Source organism: Paracidovorax oryzae ATCC 19882, from assembly GCF_000687165.1.
GTDB lineage: Bacteria > Pseudomonadota > Gammaproteobacteria > Burkholderiales > Burkholderiaceae_C > Paracidovorax > Paracidovorax oryzae.
The window spans coordinates 1-15,536 of the sequence record NZ_JMKU01000049.1; the positions used below are offsets into that span (position 1 = coordinate 1).

Genomic DNA, 15,536 nt, shown 5'->3' on the forward strand with positions numbered 1-15,536 from the left:
CCGTGGACACCCTGGGGCACCTGCTGGTGGTGCATGTCACGCCGGCCAATGAGCAGGAAAGCGCACAGGTGCAGCGTCTGTGCGAAGACGTACAGCAGGCCACGGGCCACTCGGTGAAGCTGGGCTGGGCGGACCAGGGCTATACGGGCGAGGTGGCAGCAGAGGCTGCAAGGGACAACGGCATCGATCTGCAGATCGTGAAGCTGCCCGAAGCGAAAAAGGGCTTCGTGCTGCTACCCCGGCGCTGGGTGGTGGAGCGCAGCTTCGGCTGGCTGGCGAGATTCCGCAGACTCACGCGGGAGTACGAGCGCCTACCCGAAGTGCTCGGCGGGCTGCATTTCCTGGTCTTTGCCGTGCTCATGTTGCCCGCAGCCGCACGGGTGCTGGCTGCGGCGGGAAGTTCATAACACGCTCACTTCCTGACAACGGGGGAATATCTATCAATGAGCCAATTTCGATGGGAAACAATTTTCCAAAAATGGAACAAATCGACTAATCTTGTATGAATAAAGGAGAATTTATGAAGTTGGGAAAATTGGCAATGGTTGCTGCTTTTGGTGCGGTCGCATTCGTCTCTAGCGCACAAGCTGCTGGGTATTTTGGAGCACCGAACAAGAGGACGGTGGAGGGGTGGGCATGCAACCCCAGTCTGCCTAATTATCAAGGGTGGCTCCACTTTTACCGGGACGACGGGAAAGTCCTTGGCGCAGTTCAGGCGAACATTCAGAGAGAAGAAGCGGTCGGGGCGGCTTGTGGAGACGGAGGTGCGCACGGATTTCAAGGAGCCCTGGACTACCCCTCTGAATACCTCGACAACAAGTGGCACACAGTTCGTGCATATTTTTTGAATCCAGATGGCTCTAATTTTGAACTTCAAAATTCCGTTGAGGTTCTTTTCGATGGTGGACCGCAGCCTTATGTGTTCAATTACCAAACCACTCCTGCATGCGTGAATCCGAATCCTTACTTTTCAATACCTGGTTGGTTGTTGTACAGCAGCCCTCAAAGCTTCGAGGCTTGTGGTACTGCATATATTAACCCTTTGACCTTTGTATACATCGGTGATCCCGCTATTCCTGTAGGAACGGAAACAGAATTTTGCGCTGATAATGTTTCTGTGACTAAGTTGCCATCTAATTGGCAGGTCATTGGCAACGGAAATAATGGAGTTTGTTTGAAGCACGCCGATTGGTCTCAGCTTCCGCCCAATCCTCCAGTCTTCGGAAACTTTACATACCACCAAAGACTGAAAATTCGGAAGGTTCAGTAACTTTCGTTATGCAAACGGCGATAGGGCGGCAATAGTGAAATAGCACGGTGCACGCACTATGGTCCGCCTGTTACCGGATCGTGCGGGGCTGAGAGAAGTTTGCTATCAGCTAGACCGTGCTGCAACTGGAATTCACGCCAACCCCACTGGTGTTCACAGGCTGTGCGGTCGTGCCGCGTATGGAGATCATGGAGTTGCGGGTGCGCGTGCTTGTGGAGTGCCGTGAGCCAGTGCCGGCCCGGCTGGCTATGCTCACGGAGGCGCTGGGCTCCCTGTCCAGGTGTGGCTGACCGATGACCGCGCCGCGGATCGCCCGGCGATCCTCGTCGAGGGGCTACATGCTGAGCGGGCCCTGGACCGGTTTCTGCGGGTAGGCGCTGGCATGCGCCGCCCAATGCGCCTGGACGGCTTGGACGAGGTTCTCTTAGATATGGGGCTGGACCGATCAGCTGAGTTGCGCCTGTTGAATACGAATTCCTCCCTGGAACATCCCTGCAGGAGCTGCAGAGGTGCAGAGGTACAGCCGTCAGCGTGGAAATGCGGGTCTGCCCGGGGGACTCGAATCCTTGGCTACGGTTACAAAATAGAACGAATTGCCGGTGTTTTGCCGTGTCGCCAAGGGACGGGAATTCGCACCGATTTCGCACGGATGGCCCGAACCCCGCGTAAATGCGCGGTCGGACGCGGGTTCAATTTCCGCCAGCTCCACCACACAAAGGCACCGCCACATACTGGCAACCCCAGCATATGGCGTTTTTTGCCTTGCAGGATCCGGTGGTGCGCTGGAAATCGCACCGGATTCGCACCAATACCCGAAGGACTCACCACGCGCAGCTCCGGAGCGGGTATGAGTGCTCGTGGATGGATTTCCCGTAGATGCGAATTACCAGCTGCACGTCTTCGTGGCCGGGCGGGGTACGCGTTCCTCGGTGTCGATGTGCAGGCCGGCCGGGAATCGAAGGGAATCAGCCCATTGTCGATGGAGCCGGTGAAGAGCCGCTGGGCGACATCGCGCGCTGTGCTGACAGAGATCCTGCAGCGCGAAAGATATAAAGGATGTCGTCTGCCCGGAGGGCTTGCACTGTGCCAGTTCCTATGCCCCAGCGAAACCCGAACGGTTCGAGCGAGCTGTACAGACCGGCGCCGAACGATCACAGACGAATCACGCAACCATGGAAAACTCAACGGAAAGATTCAACGGAAAACGCATCCTGATCACGAGGGGGACCAGCGGAATAGGCTTGGCTGGAGCCCGGCGCATCGTCGCGTAGGGAGGCAAGGTCCTCGTGACGGGGATGACTGAAAGCCGCCTGGAATCTGCGCGCGCAACTTTGGGCCGGGCGCACTGGTGTTCAGGAACGATGCAGCTGAACCAACCACCAAAGCGATTGCCGACACTGTCTCTTCCGCCGGCCCGCTGGACGGCCTCTGGCTCAATGCAGCCTACGCGAGCCTCAGTGCTCCCGAGGAAACTGACGCCGCAGAATTCGATCGCATGATGGCTACGAATGTGCGAGGGCCAATGCTTCAATTGGCCGCTCTCTCACCACATCTTTCGCCGGGTGCCTCGGTCGTGATCACCTCGTCCAGCTCCACGTACGAGGGGGCGGCTGCAACGGGTCTCTACGCCGGCATCAAGGGGGCCGTCATCGCGATGGCTCGGTCGTGGGCTTCGGCGCTGGCGTCCCGGGGTATTCGTGTCAATACGCTGGTGCCAGGTCCAGTCGATACAAATTTCAGAAGCTTCCTGCCGGATGAAGCCCGTGACGGCTTCGAGAAATTCGTCATAGATCAAGTTCCGCTGGGGCGGGCGGGCGCCAGATGAGGCAGCAGCGGTTGCTCTCTTTCTCCTCTCATCAGAAGCCTCATTCGTGACGGGAAGCCAGTATGCCGTCGATGGCGGGCTTGTGATGCACTAGCCAGGTCCTTGATTCAAGCGGGCGCGCGAATGGCTGAAATACGTCTGGCCACCGTGTTTTGCCATTGGCCGCTGCCCAGCAAATCGGGGAAATCCGGACTGGTGCCGCAGAGCCATTTTCAGAACCTCGGCGACAGTTGGGTGCTGCCGCAGATTTTCATTACCACAGAGCCTCTGCAGCTCGCCATCCTCGTGCCCGCGGCGGTGGCGACATATCGCCTCGCGGCTTCCATGTATATTGGCGCAACCGGCCGGCAGGCTTCGGACAAGGCCATCGGCAAAATGGCTCGACGCCACCCCTCCCTTCATCTTGATTGCCGTCCCAGCCGACCGCATGAGGAAGTTCATGGGCAAATTAGACGACATCCTGTGCCGCGTGTTCGGTTACCGCTGTCCGCTGACGGTCGAGCTCAACGGAGACAGCCTGCTGCACGGCTATGGGGTCCCGGTCACGCCGGTGCAGCGCATCCAGGCCGCCCGGCCGCGGTGGAAGCTGGATGACCGCACGGCCAATGGGCTGCGCATGGAGACCGCCATCCAGACGTTTCCTTCCGAGCCGCACACGGCGAAGATCATTGTGATTGCGCTGGGCGCCAACGATGCTTTCGGCATGGTGCCTGCCGACACCTATCGCGCCGATCTCGAGAAGGCCGTGAGTGTGGTGCGCGCGGCCGGGGGCCGGCCGGTTTTCACGGGACTGGCGCGCATGCCTGCCGACCGTTTCCCGGCAGAGTGGATCGCCAACTGGGAGGCGCTCAATGCCGTGATGCACGACATCGCGCAGCGGGATGGCATCGAGCACGCGGGCTGGGATGCCGACTACCGCGGTGAGCAGGATCTGCAGCCCGATTTCGTCCATCGCTCGCAGGAGGCCAGTGACCGTTTTGCCGAGTTGCTGGTCGCGGCCATCGAGCGCGCAAGGTAGTTCCTACGCTTCCGGTTGCGTTGCGGTGGGCAGGTACACGCATGCCGTGAGGCCGCCTCCGGGCGTCTGCTCCACCTGCACGCGGCCCTTCATCAGTTCCACGTAGCGGGCCACGATTGCCAGGCCCAGCCCGGCGCCCTGGCCGAGCCGCAGGCCTTGTTCACCCTGCGTCCATCGCTGGGGCTGGTGCAGGTCCGGTCCGGCATCCACTCCCGGGCCGTTGTCGGCCACGCGCAGCACGGCCCAGGGGAGCGACTGCTCCAGGGTGACGGTGATGCGCGGCGGCTGGCCGCGGCCATAGCGCAGTGCATTGTCCAGGAGGTTGTTCAGGATGCCCTCGATCAGACCGGCCTCGCCGCGCACGGCCACGGGCTGGTCCAGGCCTTCGGCGCCCAGGTCCACGCCGAGTTCGTCGGCGCGTGGCAGGTAGCGCAGCAGCACCTTGCGCACCAGAGCTTCCAGTGCCACGGTCTGCAGGGGCAAGGCGATCTCGCCCTCGGCCGCGCGAGCGAGGGCGAGCAACTGGTTGACGGTGCGGCTCGCGCGCTGTTCGGCGTCGGCGATGCCCTGCAGCTCGCTGCGCCAGACGGCGGGGTCGTCCTGGGCCAGGGCGTTGGCGGCCTGCGCCCGGATGCCGGCCAGTGGCGTGCGCAGTTCGTGGGCCACGTTGCCGGCGAATTCGCGCTGCGCCTGCAGCCCCTGGCGCACGCGGGCCAGCAGGCCGTCCAGGGCCTCGCCCAGGCGCTGCACGTCGCTGGTGCGTGCCTGTGCCGTCAGCGTGCCGGGCAGGGGCTGCAGATCAGCCGCATCGCGCTGCGCCATGGCGTCCTGCAGTTCGGCCAGCGGCCGCAGGTCGCGCTCGATGCCGCGCAGCAGCCACGAACCCAGCGCCACGAGCAGCCACAACTGGGCCAGCACCGAGAACAGCAGCAGCCGGCCCAGCAACTGGGCGCGCTGCGACGTGGTCTGGGCCATCACCACGGTGTAGGCAGGCGGACCTTCGACGCGCAGCGTGGCGCGCCGCAGTTCGCGCCCGTCCAGCACGATGTCCGAGAAGCGGTAGCGGTGATCGCCGCCGCGGATGCCTCCGCTGGTGCCGCCGGGCAGGGGGGCCGCGGGCAGGCTGGGGTCGCCACCCACGAATTGTCCGTCGTCGTTCCACACCGCGAAGCGCACGGACTCATGCTGGTCGAAGCGCAGCAGTTCCGCTTCGCGGGGTGTCAGGTCGAGGTGCAGGGGGCCTTGCGCACCGCCTCGCACGTGCACTGCCAGGGCATGGGCATCGTCGAGCAGCGCGCGGTCGAAGGCCTCGGCCACGAAGTGGCTGCCGACCACGAGCACGACGGCGCTGCCCAGGCCCCAGATGAGCAGCAGCGACAGCAGCACGTGGCGGCCGATGCGCTGGCGCAGCGCCGGCCGGGCGGCAGGACGTGGTTCAGGAGGCATCTTCCCCGAGGGTGTAGCCCAGGCCGCGCAAGGTGCGGATGGCCGCGCCGCTGCCGGCCAGCTTGCGGCGCAGGCGCGAGACGAAGGCCTCCAGCGCGTTGTCGCCCAGCGCTTCGCCCGCATCGGACAGGCGTTGCGACAGGTCGCTCTTGCTCAGCACGCGCCCCGGTGGCGTCATCAGCTCCCAGAGCAGTTCGAATTCGCGCGCCGGCAGTTCCAGCGCCTGTCCGTCCACGCTGCAGCGCCGCGCCTGCCGGTCCAGCTGCAGGCGGCCCACGGTGACGAGGTCACCGGAGCCGGTGGCACGGCGCGCCAGCGCGCGCAGGCGGGCTTCCACTTCCTTGAGTTCGTAGGGCTTGCCCAGGTAGTCGTCGGCACCCGCGTCCAGGCCGGCAATGCGCTCTTCAGTGCTGTCGCGGGCGCTCAGCACCAGCACGGGCGTGCGGTCCCCGCGCGCCCGCGCGCTGCGCAGCGCCGTGAGGCCGTTGCCCAGGCCACTGCGCGCCTGCGGGCCATGGGGCAGGTTGAGGTCCAGCAGCACGGCATCGAAGGGCTGCACCGCCCACCAGTGCTGGGCGTCTTCCACGTTCTGGGCAAGTTCGACGCGGTGGCCCGCGCGTTCGAGCCCCTGGGCCATGGTGCGGCTCAGGACGGGATCGTCTTCCACCAGGAGGATGCGCATCGCGGGAACAGGCAGGGCTACGTGGAAATACGCACGGGCAGGGTCAGCCCGCGATCAGGTTGGGTGGCAATAGTGCCACTGCCAGCATACCCCAGCCACCGGTGCCGCCGCGTGGAAGGAGCGGCTGGCTGAACCACACAGGAGACCGTTTCGATCATGAACAACCGCAATCTCGTCCGGGGCTTCGTCCTCATGGCGCTGGCGCTGGCCTTTGGCCTGCCGTCGGTGCATTACTCGCTGGGCTCGCTCAGCCATGCGGGGCCGGGCCTGTTCCCGTTCATCGTCAGCTGCATGCTGTTCGTGATCGGCGGCATCACGGTGCTGCGCGCGCGGCTGGTGGCGCCCGTGCCGCTGAACTTCAATCCGCGCAACATCGCCATCATCCTGACGAGCCTGTGCGGTTTCGCGCTCATCTCCCATTTCGTGAACATGATCGCGGGCATCGTCTTCCTGGTGTTCTGTTCCGGGTTCGCCGGCACGTCGTACTCGGTGGCGCGCAACGTGAAGATCGCGGCGGTGCTGATCGCCATCGCCTTCGGGTTCCAGAAGCTGCTGGGCCAGAGCCTGCCGCTGTACTGAGCCGAAGGGAGCACCGACATGGACGTCCTGCACAACCTCGCGTTCGGCTTCGGCCACGCGCTCACGATCCAGAACCTGATGTTCTGCGCCCTGGGCTGCACCGTGGGTACCCTGGTGGGGCTGCTGCCCGGCCTGGGACCGCTGGCCACCATCAGCCTGCTGCTGCCGCTGACCTATTCGATGGACACGACCGGCGCGCTCATCATGCTGGCCGGCATCTACTACGGCGCGCAATATGGCGACAGCGTGAGCGCGATCACGATGAAGATACCGCACGCCAGCAGCATCGTGGCGTGCATCGACGGCTACGCGATGACGCTCAAGGGCAAGACCGGACTGGCGCTGTTCACCGCGGGGGTGTCGAGCTTCATCGGCGGCACGGTGGCGATCGTGGTACTGGCCTTCCTGGCGCCCAGCCTGGGCGAGGTGGCATTCCTCTTCGGGCCGCCCGACTACTGCGCGCTGATGCTCGTGGGCTTCGTGTGCGTGAGCTTCGTGACCACGGGCAGCCTGCTCAACGGCCTGGCGATGTGCCTGGTGGGCGTGCTGCTCGGCTCGGTGGGTACCGACGTGAACAGCGGTGCGGAGCGCTTCACGCTGGGCCTGCCGTTCCTGGCGGACGGCGTGGGCATCGTGAGCATCGCGCTGGGCTGCTTCGGCATCGCGGAGATCACCAAGAACCTGGATTCGCGCGAGGAGCGCTCGCCCTTCAACGGCAAGATCAAGCTGATTCCGACCTGGGCGGAGTTCAAGCGCATCGTCCCGAGCGCGCTGCGCGGCAGCGTCGTCGGCTCGGCCCTCGGCATCCTGCCCGGGGGCGGCCCGGTGATCGCGCAGTTCGCGGCCTACGCGCTGGACAAGAAGGTCAGCAAGTACAAGCACGAGATCGGCACCGGCTGCATCGAGGGCGTGGCCGGCCAGGCTGCCGCCGACGAGGCCGCCGCCCGCACCAGCTTCATCCCGCTGATGAGCATCGGCATTCCCGAGAACGCGGTGATGGCGCTGATGATGGCTGCCTTCATTATCAAGGGCATCCAGCCCGGTCCCAACATGATCGCGGGGCACCCCGAGCTGTTCTGGGGCCTGGTGGCGAGCATGTGGATCGGCAACTGCTTCCTGCTTATCCTGAACGTGCCGCTGGTGCGCTACTGGCTGTCGGTGTTCAAGATCCCGTACAACGTGCTGTTCCCGGCGATCCTTTTCTTCTGCTGCATCGGCACCTTCAGCATCAACAACAACCTGGACGACATCTACATCACCGTCGTGTTCGGCGTGCTGGGTTACCTGTTCATGCGGCTGGAGCTGGACCCGTCGCCGCTGATGCTCGGTTTCATCCTGGGGCCGATGCTGGAGGAGAACTTCCGGCGCGCGATGCTGCTGTCGCGCGGAAGCTTCGGCGTGTTCATGTCGCGGCCGATCAGCGGCACGCTGCTCAGCCTGATAGCTGCCTTCATCCTGTGGCAGGTGGTGGCCTTCTTCCGGCAGCGCAAGCAGCCGCAGCCGGCGCCCGTACCCGTGGCGGAGCCGGGGGCCTGACCCTCCGGGCGGCGTCCGGCGACGCCTGCATTGCGTGGGCGTTCATCAGGGTAAACAGGGGGCGGCGGGGCGGTGCCGCCTGCGCGTGGCGGCGGCATGATCGGCGCTTTCGACAACGCGCAGGGATTTCCCATGACCTCCTTCCATTCCCAGGCGGAGTCCCGCCCTTTCGTGTCCGGGCGCCGGCAATTCCTGCTCGCCGGGGCGGCCGCCGGCGGCCTGGGCCTGTGGCCCGGCCTCGCCGGGGCGCAGGCCGCATGGCCTTCGAAGTCCGTGCGGTTCGTGGTGCCGTTCGCGCCAGGCGGCAGTTCCGAGATCGTCGCGCGCTCCACCGCGGCCGAGCTTTCCAAGACGCTGGGCCAGAACGTGTATGTGGACAACAAGCCCGGCGCCGCCGGCAACATCGCCATGTCCGAGGTGGCGCGCGCGGACGACCAGCACACGATCATCCTGGGGCACATCGGCACGCTGGCCGTCAACCCGTACATCTTCGACAAGCTGCCCTGGTCGCCGAAGGACTTCAAGCCCGTGAGCCTGCTGGCCAAGGTGCCCAGCCTCTACGTGGTGCATCCGGACGTGCCCGCGAAGAACCTGCGCGAGTTCATCGCGTATGCGAAGCGCAATCCCGGCAAGCTGAGCTACGGCTCCGCGGGCAATGGGAGCGCCGGGCACCTGGCGTTCGAGTATCTCAAGATGACCTCCGAGGTCTTCATGTTGCACGTGCCCTACAAGGGGACAGGCCCGATGCTGACCGACCTGCTGTCGGGCCGCGTGGATGCCTCCGCCATCGGGGCCGCCGCCATCGTCCCGTTCATCAAGTCCGGCAAGGTCCGCTGCATCGCCACCGGGTCGGCGCAGCGCCTGCCGCAGTTGCCGGACGTGCCCACCGTGGCCGAGCAGGGCTTCCCGGGTTTCGAGATGACCCAGTGGTACGGCATGCTCGCGCCCGCCAGCCTGTCCCAGGACCATATCGACAGGCTTGCCGCGGAAACCATGAAGGCCGTCAAGGCGCCCGAGTCGCAGCGCAGGCTGTCCGGGGATGCGGCCGAGGCGATCGGCAGCACGCCGGCCCAGTTCGCGCAGTTCATCGCGACCGAGCAGGAGCGCTGGAAGAAGGTCATCGCGCGGGCGCAGATCAAGCCCGACTGAGCGATGCAGCCGGGGCGGGGCGCACCCGGGTCAGAACGTGTGCATCACGCCGGCCGTGATCCCGGTTGCCGCGCTCTTGTTGGCCGCGCCCTGGTAGCCGGCGCGCCAGTTCGTGCGGTCCAGCTCGGCGTACAGCCGGCTGCGGCGCGACAGCTTGTATTCCGCGAACAGGATGGCACGGGTGTAGCCGTCGCCCTGCAGGCCGCTGCGGTCGCGGTCGAGGCGGTACACGGATGCCGTCAGGTCGATGGCCGGGGACGCGGCCCAGGTGCCGCCGACCGAATGCACGCGCTGCACGGTGCGTGCGGTGGCCGCAGTGTCCGCCTTGCTGCGGCCGGTGTTCGCCATGAGCTTGACGCTGCCGAACTGGTAGGCGGCGCCCAGCGTGGCCGCGTCCAGCGCGAGTCCGGCGGGCGACTTGAAGTTCTGGTAAGCCCCGGACACGGTCAGGCCGCCCGACGCGTAGGCCAGGCCCGCGCCGCGGGAGGACTGCAGGTTGGCGCCAGCGGCGTTCTCGCCGAAACCGTACATGGCCCGCGCCGTCACCGGGCCGAAGCGGCCGACGTACTTGAGCGCGTTGTCGAGCCGGTAGGAGCCGTTCGTAGCGCCCGCGGAGCCGTATTCGATGCCCAGGCCGTGGCTGCTGAGCGCCGTGGTCGCGATGTTCGGATTGAAGGACGCGAAGCGCATGCCGACCGGATCGACGGGGCTGATGGCATCGGCCAGCAGGTTGGTCTGGCGGCCGGCGGTGACCGTGCCCCAGGCTCCGCCCAGGCCCACGATGGCCGCGCGGTCGAAGAACTTCGTGGCATGGGCCTGGGTGCCGGTATCGAGGTTCAGCCCGGTTTCCAGGTTGAACACGGCATGCAGGCCGCCACCCAGGTCCTCGCGGCCGCGCAGGCCGAAGCGGCTGGTGTTGTCCACGCCGCTCGCGATGCCCGTGGCCGAGGACGGGATGGGGGCGTTGGCCGCCGTCATGCCGGAGGTGTGCCGCATGCCGAGGTCGGCGATACCGTAGAGAGTGACGGTGCTTTGCGCGGATGCCAGGAACGGCGCGCAGGCGGCTGTCGCCATCGCGATGCGGTGGAGTTTCATGGGGTGCTTTCGGGACGGCGCGCGGTCAGCGGGCCGCAGCGGGCTCCATGCCGGTGCTGCGCACGATGGCTGCGGCCGCCGGTGCCGCCAGGAAGCGGATCAGGTGGCGCGCGGCTTCCGGCTCCGGCGAACCGGTTGCCACGCCAGCCGAGAAGAACACGCGCTGCTGCACTTCGTCCGGCAGCGGGCCCACGAAATCCAGCTCCTTGAAGGGCAGCAGTTCGCTCACCTGCTGGAAGCCTATCTCGGCATCGCCGCGCAGCACGACCGCGCCGACGCGTTCGCTGTAGATCTTCTTGGCCTTGTCCTTGATCTGCTCTGCCACGCCCAGGCGCTGGAACAGCTCGGTGGACAGGTAGGTGCCGCTGGCGCTGGCCGAGTAGGCGATCGACCTGGCGTTGAGCAGGGTTTGCCGGAGGGCATCCACGGTGCTGATGTCCGGGCGGGGCGTGCCCTTGCGCACGCTCATGCCGATCATGGAGCGCGCGAGGTCCACTCGGCTGCCCGCCTGCACCTTGCCCTGCTCGATCAGCTTGTCCAGCGCCGAATCGGCCAGGATCACGATGTCGAACTGCTCGCCCCGCGCCATGCGGCTGGGGATCGAGTCCGGCGCGTTGCCGATGGAGGCGCCGCGTGCCGTAGTGACCTTGTTGCCCGTGGCCTGCTCGTAGAGCGGCACGAGCTGGTCGTAGGCGGCCGAGAAGCCGCCGGAGGTGACGACGCGGATTTCCGCCGCCTGCACGGGCGCGGGGGCCGCCGCGCCCAGGGCCAGGCCCAGCGTGAGGGCCGCAGCGCCCAGCAGCGAGCCCAGGGTGCGGCGGCGCAGGCCGGAGGCGGGCAGGGGTTTCGGAAGGGGGGCTTGCATGGTTTGTCTCCTTTTATGGTCTCTTCGAATCCGTCGTGCCGGCCGGCGTCAGTCCGCGGTGATGTTGCGCTCGCGGATGATGCGGGCCCATTTCTCGTTTTCCGCGGCGATGAACTTGCCCAGTTCCTCGCGGCTGCCGGGGGCGGCGGTCTGGCCGTGCTTGAGCAGGTTGTCGCGTACGTCGGGCGCGTTCAGCACCTTCACGAGTTCGGTGTTCCAGCGGTCCAGCAGCGCCTTGGGCGTCTTGCCGGGCGCCACGAAGGCGTACCAGTTGGTGGCGTTGAAGCCGGGGTAGGTCTCGGCAACGGTGGGCACGTTGGGCAGGTAGGCCGGGCGGGTCAGCCCGGTGGTCGCCAGGGCGACCAGCCTGCCGGATTCCAGGTGGGGCAGGGCCGTGGGCGGCGCCGCGTAGAACGAGGTCACGCGGTCGCCCAGCACGTCCTGCAGGGCCGGCGCGCCGCCCTTGTAGGGCACATGCACGGTGTTGATCTTCGCGATGTCGTTGAGCAGTTCACCCGCCAGGTGGGAGGCCGATCCCGGGCCGGTGGAGGCGAAATCCAGCTTGCCCGGCTCCCGCTTGGCGCGGGCCACGAATTCGCCCAGGGTCTTGATGCCGGTGCTGGCCGGCACGACCAGCACGTTGGGGAAGGTCACGCCCATGGTGATGGGGGCGAGGTCCTTGAGCGGGTCGTAGCCGACCTTCATGAAGTGGGGAGAAATGCTCAGCGGCCCGATGGAGCCGAACAGCAGCATGGAGCCATCGGTGGGACCCTTGGCCACCTGGGCATGGGCAAGGTTGCCGCCAGCGCCCGGCTTGTTGTCCACCACCACGGTCTGGCCGATGTTTTCGCCGAGCTTCTTGGCGATCACGCGCGCTGCGATGTCGGCGGAGCCGCCTGCCGCGAAGCCGACCACCAGCGTCACCGGCTTCTTCGGGGGGAAATCCTGGGCGCTCGCGGTGGAGGCGATGAGGGAAAGTCCGGCGGCCAATGCGGCGGCCACGGTCACGGTGCGTCTTTGCATGTTGTCTCCTGGTATCTGTCTCTGGGGCCGCTCAACTCGGCAAGACCGCCATGCTAGGGAGTCGGTAATATTCTGTGAATTGCAATTTATAGAGTGACTGTTGCATGCGACGCATCAAATTCGACATGGGCGAACTGATGGCCTTCGTGGCCACGGCCGAGAAGCAAAGCTTCCGGCTCGCGGCCGACGCGCTGTTCGTATCGCCTTCCGCGCTCAGCCGGCGCGTCGAGCGGCTGGAGGCGGCCGTGGGCGCCCAGCTGCTGGCGCGCACGACGCGCCACGTCGAATTGACCGCGGTGGGCCATGACTTCCTGCGCGATGCCCAGGCCGCGCTGGCGGGCCTGGACGACGCGGTGCAGCGCGTGGGCGACCAGTTGCAGCGCCGCCGGGGGCGGATCGCCATCGCCTGCATACCCTCCGTCGCTTCGAATCTGCTGCCCCCGGTCCTGCGGGAGTTCGCGGCCGGCGAACCGGAGGTCCAGGTGCATCTGGTGGAAGACAGCGCGCAGCAGGTGCTGGATGCCGTGCTGCGGGGCGACGTGGACTTCGGCCTGGGGTTCATGGGCAGCCAGGAGCCCGCGCTGCGGTTCGAGGCCCTGGTGCGCGAACGCTATGTGCTGGCCATGCCGAGAAGCCACTCGTGGGCGGCGCGCGAAGCGATCGGCTGGCCGGAGCTGGCAGGGCAGCGCCTGGTGTCGGTGTCGCAGCAGAGCGGCAACCGCCTGCTGCTGGACCAGGCCGTGGCCGACCTGCCGGAAAAGCCCGTGGCCTGGCACGAATGCAACCACCTGGCCGGCACGCTGTCGCTGGTGGAAGCCGGGATGGGGCTCGCGGCCATTCCGCAACTGGCGCTGCGGCCGACCCACCCGGAGCTTTGCGGCGTACCGCTCACCGATCCTGCGGTGTGGCGCACGCTGGGGCTGCTGCAGCGGCGGGACCGCGTGCCGGGGCCCATGGCGGAAGCGCTGCGGAGACGGCTGGTGCAGGCGCACCGCGTGGCGTGAACTGCTGGTGACGGCGGTAGGCCTCGGGCATTTCCCCAAGGCCGCCGATACAGGGACAGGCCTGCGCAACGAAAAAAGCCCAAGTAGCGGACTACTTGGGCTTTGCATCTGGCGGAGAGGGCGGGGAGGATTTCCGTGTTATTCCTTTTTTGCCTGCTCCATGACCCAGGCTCTATCTTTTCCATGCACGCACCATTCAGGATTCTTCACCCAGTCGTTGAACCATATGGTGGGGTGTCCCCTGAGCTCATTGCATTTTGAGTAGCCAAGCGTGGGCAGGTAATGGTATTGCGCCAAGGTCAATGCGGGCATTCCAATCACCATAAACGCACCAGCTATAAAGATATTGATGTTAAGTAGTCTGACAAACAAGTCGGCTCCATCCCATTTTATGGGGATTGCTTTTAATGCGACAAGCACAAGCATGATCAGTGCCAATGGAAGTGCAAAAAAAACGGAAGACCCAGCTACAGATATTCTGACAACTGGAGAGTCATTCAGTAGATCATTTATCGATATGAAAACTTCCGGCAAAACAAAAAAGCAACAGAGAAAAATCACAAAAACTATCGAAGGGAGTCCAATGACCATTGCCTTCCGGATTTTCAGCAATTCCTGTCGATCGATATCTTTGGGCAATTATTATCTCCTGCATATGGGGCAGAGCCAATTCGCCAACTCTTGACCTGTCTTCTGGGCGCTGCTTTGCACGCGACTTTGCATCTTGTTCAGCCACGACTCGGATTTCTCATTTATTCTGTATAAGCCCTGTTTCGTATTTTCTGGCAAGGATTTTAATGCTGATATGACTCTTGATTTTATTTGGTATTGTTCATCAGCATAATTCAAGCCTGCGCCGACCAGGAATGCAAAAAATGCCATGGTGACAAGTGGTGCTACCGCCACTGCCGTGAAGCTGCCAACGGCAACACCCATACCATAAGCCACAAGGCCACCTAATCCTCCCTTGACAGCTTCGACCCCGATGCCTCCTACGAGATCATACATTGTCTTTTCATTATTAAAAATGAAATCCATGACCTCGATTCCGGTCGAGACGGTGACGCCCAGAATAAAGCCGCCGATTGCAATGCCCTTCAGGCTTTGAACTCCAAGGCCAAATTTCATCATCAAGGGATTGGTAGCCAAGTATCTTGTCCCAGTCAATGCGCCACTGCGGTGGGCAGCATATCCTTTGATAATAATATACGAGCCGCTAGCCGTGCTTTTGACGTAGCTTGTTATCCCCGCAATTCCAATGGCATTCAGCGTCTTGGTGATTGCCAATACATCGTTGGCACTTTGTGCCGTGGGTCCTACCCAAGGCTGAGACGCATTGGGGCTGAAGGTGCCTGTCCAATACTTGCCAAAGGAGGTATTTGCCAGGATGGCTCTGATGGTATTTTCGAGCCTTGGATTGTTCCTGGTCTTATCTTCCAGTATGCTGAAATATTGCGGGAACGTGAGCACAAGAATATCAGCTTTATTGCTGTCCATGGATTTTGCAAGTTCTTAGTTGACGGACCTCACTTCCATTTGGGTGGTACGGCTATCGGGGAGCACGTCAATTGCAGCTGCGAGTGCGTTGGTTTGCTGACTATCGACAAGTGCGTGTTATCGCTACTTGGCACGCGCATAACCAGCAATGGTGATGGGCAACCTGAGGACGCCCAGCAACTTCTTAGAACGTGTTCAAAGTCTCGCCTGACTGATATGAGAAGCTCGCTGGATGAGAAAAGGGTACCCCAGCGATATCAAGCGCGAGCAGTTTGACGTGATCCGGCCCTTGCTGGAGAGTGCGCGCAGGAAGACGGCCCCCCGCAGGGTGGATCTGTACGAGGTGTTCTGTGCAGTGCTGTACCTGCTGCGCACGGGCTGCCAGTGGCGCGCGCTGCCCAGCGACTTTCCCAAGTGGCGAACCGTGCACTCGTACTTTGCGATCTGGAGCGAGCCGCGCGAGGGTGGCAGCCTGCTGGAGCAGGCTTTAAAAAAAACAGGTTGGCGCGGCCCGCGAGAAACTGGGTCGCAACGCATGCAGCGCGTT

The 15,536-nt window shown here is 64.2% G+C and carries 15 protein-coding genes and 1 pseudogene; 9 read left to right on the forward strand and 7 right to left on the reverse strand.

The window, feature by feature from the left end:
- The 4 genes and pseudogenes from T336_RS0122045 to T336_RS0122055 form a co-directional block, all read left to right on the forward strand.
- Positions 1-407, forward strand: a 407-nt coding sequence (locus T336_RS0122045) for an IS5 family transposase (protein ID WP_026434146.1), incomplete at its 5' end; no start/stop codon positions are given.
- Between the two features lie 95 nt (positions 408-502).
- Complete coding sequence (locus tag T336_RS26875; RefSeq protein WP_209435994.1) at positions 503-1,270, forward strand: hypothetical protein; 768 nt, start codon at positions 503-505, stop codon at positions 1,268-1,270.
- A 1,348-nt stretch (positions 1,271-2,618) separates the two neighbouring features.
- Positions 2,619-3,189, forward strand: a pseudogene (locus tag T336_RS27240) (SDR family NAD(P)-dependent oxidoreductase).
- A 333-nt stretch (positions 3,190-3,522) separates the two neighbouring features.
- Entirely contained in the window at positions 3,523-4,113 is a 591-nt protein-coding gene (locus T336_RS0122055) for an SGNH/GDSL hydrolase family protein (protein WP_225980321.1), read from the forward strand.
- Positions 4,114-4,116: 3 nt separating this feature from the next.
- Here T336_RS0122055 and T336_RS0122060 read toward each other — a convergent pair whose 3' ends face one another.
- Together T336_RS0122060 and T336_RS0122065 are read right to left on the reverse strand one after the other, a co-directional pair.
- Positions 4,117-5,559: a sensor histidine kinase gene (locus tag T336_RS0122060; protein ID WP_026434148.1), complete on the reverse strand. Its 1,443-nt coding sequence runs from the start codon at positions 5,557-5,559 to the stop codon at positions 4,117-4,119.
- Complete coding sequence (locus tag T336_RS0122065; protein ID WP_013594412.1) at positions 5,549-6,241, reverse strand: response regulator transcription factor; 693 nt, start codon at positions 6,239-6,241, stop codon at positions 5,549-5,551. Before T336_RS0122065 ends, T336_RS0122060 begins: the two co-directional genes overlap by 11 nt.
- A gap of 156 nt (positions 6,242-6,397) precedes the next feature.
- Here T336_RS0122065 and T336_RS0122070 point away from each other — a divergent pair, with 156 nt between their 5' ends.
- The 3 genes from T336_RS0122070 (at position 6,398) to T336_RS0122080 (ending at position 9,505) form a co-directional block, all read left to right on the forward strand.
- Positions 6,398-6,820: a tripartite tricarboxylate transporter TctB family protein gene (locus tag T336_RS0122070; RefSeq protein WP_026434149.1), complete on the forward strand. Its 423-nt coding sequence runs from the start codon at positions 6,398-6,400 to the stop codon at positions 6,818-6,820.
- Positions 6,821-6,838: 18 nt separating this feature from the next.
- Positions 6,839-8,356, forward strand: coding sequence for a tripartite tricarboxylate transporter permease (locus T336_RS0122075; protein WP_026434150.1), 1,518 nt, complete (start codon positions 6,839-6,841; stop codon positions 8,354-8,356).
- A gap of 132 nt (positions 8,357-8,488) precedes the next feature.
- Entirely contained in the window at positions 8,489-9,505 is a 1,017-nt protein-coding gene (locus T336_RS0122080; protein ID WP_026434151.1) for a Bug family tripartite tricarboxylate transporter substrate binding protein, read from the forward strand.
- A gap of 30 nt (positions 9,506-9,535) precedes the next feature.
- On the opposite strand, the gene T336_RS0122085 is transcribed toward T336_RS0122080, so the two are convergent.
- The 3 genes from T336_RS0122085 to T336_RS0122095 are packed head-to-tail and all read right to left on the reverse strand — an operon-like array spanning position 9,536 to position 12,488.
- Positions 9,536-10,600 (reverse strand): porin, encoded by a 1,065-nt coding sequence (locus tag T336_RS0122085; protein WP_026434152.1) that lies wholly within the window; start codon positions 10,598-10,600, stop codon positions 9,536-9,538.
- A gap of 25 nt (positions 10,601-10,625) precedes the next feature.
- Positions 10,626-11,465, reverse strand: a complete 840-nt coding sequence (locus tag T336_RS0122090; protein ID WP_026434153.1) for a substrate-binding domain-containing protein — start codon at positions 11,463-11,465, stop codon at positions 10,626-10,628.
- A 48-nt stretch (positions 11,466-11,513) separates the two neighbouring features.
- Positions 11,514-12,488 (reverse strand): Bug family tripartite tricarboxylate transporter substrate binding protein, encoded by a 975-nt coding sequence (locus T336_RS0122095; protein WP_026434154.1) that lies wholly within the window; start codon positions 12,486-12,488, stop codon positions 11,514-11,516.
- 104 nt (positions 12,489-12,592) lie between these two features.
- On the opposite strand from T336_RS0122095, the gene T336_RS0122100 reads away from it, so the two are divergent.
- A complete protein-coding gene (locus tag T336_RS0122100; RefSeq protein ID WP_026434155.1) occupies positions 12,593-13,492 on the forward strand; it encodes a LysR family transcriptional regulator in 900 nt (299 codons plus the stop codon).
- A 138-nt stretch (positions 13,493-13,630) separates the two neighbouring features.
- On the opposite strand, the gene T336_RS26880 is transcribed toward T336_RS0122100, so the two are convergent.
- Entirely contained in the window at positions 13,631-14,131 is a 501-nt protein-coding gene (locus T336_RS26880) for a hypothetical protein (RefSeq protein ID WP_156957925.1), read from the reverse strand.
- A 3-nt stretch (positions 14,132-14,134) separates the two neighbouring features.
- Positions 14,135-14,989, reverse strand: coding sequence for a hypothetical protein (locus tag T336_RS26355; RefSeq protein WP_084151504.1), 855 nt, complete (start codon positions 14,987-14,989; stop codon positions 14,135-14,137).
- A 232-nt stretch (positions 14,990-15,221) separates the two neighbouring features.
- Here T336_RS26355 and T336_RS26360 point away from each other — a divergent pair.
- Positions 15,222-15,536: transposase (locus tag T336_RS26360; RefSeq protein ID WP_026434156.1), on the forward strand; the 315-nt coding region annotated here is incomplete at its 3' end.

Bases quoted from the DNA above. Each gene is read 5' to 3' on its own strand.
- T336_RS26875 (WP_209435994.1), top strand. From the start codon at position 503: ATGAATAAAGGAGAATTTATGAAGTTGGGAAAATTGGCAATGGTTGCT.
- T336_RS0122055 (WP_225980321.1), top strand. From the start codon at position 3,523: ATGAGGAAGTTCATGGGCAAATTAGACGACATCCTGTGCCGCGTGTTC.
- T336_RS0122060 (WP_026434148.1), bottom strand. From the start codon at position 5,559: ATGCCTCCTGAACCACGTCCTGCCGCCCGGCCGGCGCTGCGCCAGCGC.
- T336_RS0122065 (WP_013594412.1), bottom strand. From the start codon at position 6,241: ATGCGCATCCTCCTGGTGGAAGACGATCCCGTCCTGAGCCGCACCATG.
- T336_RS0122070 (WP_026434149.1), top strand. From the start codon at position 6,398: ATGAACAACCGCAATCTCGTCCGGGGCTTCGTCCTCATGGCGCTGGCG.
- T336_RS0122075 (WP_026434150.1), top strand. From the start codon at position 6,839: ATGGACGTCCTGCACAACCTCGCGTTCGGCTTCGGCCACGCGCTCACG.
- T336_RS0122080 (WP_026434151.1), top strand. From the start codon at position 8,489: ATGACCTCCTTCCATTCCCAGGCGGAGTCCCGCCCTTTCGTGTCCGGG.
- T336_RS0122085 (WP_026434152.1), bottom strand. From the start codon at position 10,600: ATGAAACTCCACCGCATCGCGATGGCGACAGCCGCCTGCGCGCCGTTC.
- T336_RS0122090 (WP_026434153.1), bottom strand. From the start codon at position 11,465: ATGCAAGCCCCCCTTCCGAAACCCCTGCCCGCCTCCGGCCTGCGCCGC.
- T336_RS0122095 (WP_026434154.1), bottom strand. From the start codon at position 12,488: ATGCAAAGACGCACCGTGACCGTGGCCGCCGCATTGGCCGCCGGACTT.
- T336_RS0122100 (WP_026434155.1), top strand. From the start codon at position 12,593: ATGCGACGCATCAAATTCGACATGGGCGAACTGATGGCCTTCGTGGCC.
- T336_RS26355 (WP_084151504.1), bottom strand. From the start codon at position 14,989: ATGGACAGCAATAAAGCTGATATTCTTGTGCTCACGTTCCCGCAATAT.